This is a genomic window from Teredinibacter waterburyi (assembly GCF_001922985.1).
In the GTDB taxonomy this organism is placed as follows: domain Bacteria; phylum Pseudomonadota; class Gammaproteobacteria; order Pseudomonadales; family Cellvibrionaceae; genus Teredinibacter; species Teredinibacter waterburyi.
The window spans coordinates 1-807 of record NZ_MRUH01000071.1; the positions used below are offsets into that span (position 1 = coordinate 1).

Genomic DNA, 807 nt, shown 5'->3' on the forward strand with positions numbered 1-807 from the left:
TTGAAGCGAAAGCAGCTGTTGCTGCATAAGTGGGGTGTCTACTTTTTGTGGGGAACACCAGTTCCAAATGAGTACGTCATGAGTATCAAAATTGGATGGTTGCTATTCGTTATTGGAGCTGGTGTTGGCTTTTATTTCCTCGGCGTAACTATATATTTTTATGGGCTCTACTTAATGCAGGCAGATAACCCAGCAAGGCATGAGTATTTAATGGGGGTAGCTATTGGAAGCATGTTTGCTTCCCCTGCTTGGTGCGGCGCCGCGATCGGTGCGCATCTTATTCAAACTAAAATACACAAGGTTATGCGGTTTAGCTCGTACACAATTTGCGCTCTCATTTCGTTAGTTTTACTGTATTACTTGGTGCTTGGCTAAAATGGGTTCAAAACTTAACAAGGTTATCAACCCGACCTCCACTGCGTTGCTTCGTTTGCGCTTAAACGCTACGCTAGCGCAAACAAATCAACTCCGTTTCGGCGGGTTATAACGGCGTTATGCGTCTTAACGGCTGGTAGAGTAGGGCTTGTAATTCATTGGTGTTGTTTTCTGTATAAGTATCGGCTGATCTAGAAGAGTTTGCGTGCATCCTCCGTTTACTTTAGCAATCAGAACAACAGCGTCGAAACGCTACCAATATTCTAGCGTCCACGTTTCTAACTTTTGGTTTTCTTGTATTTTTAGTTGTAGCTCCATTTTCTGTGAGTTATTGGCTAAAATGTAAAGCTGGTTTAATCTCAATGATTGCTGGTAATAGCTTTAGGTTTTAAGTCTAAATCTAAGCTATTTTTATTAAATTTATGGCTTTGT

The 807-nt window shown here is 41.4% G+C and carries 1 protein-coding gene; it reads left to right on the forward strand.

Translation table 11 applies throughout. The features are described from left to right. Window positions 1-375: hypothetical protein (locus IDZ20_RS16200; protein WP_223144910.1), on the forward strand; the 375-nt coding region annotated here is incomplete at its 5' end. Window positions 376-807: the final 432 nt, after the last annotated feature.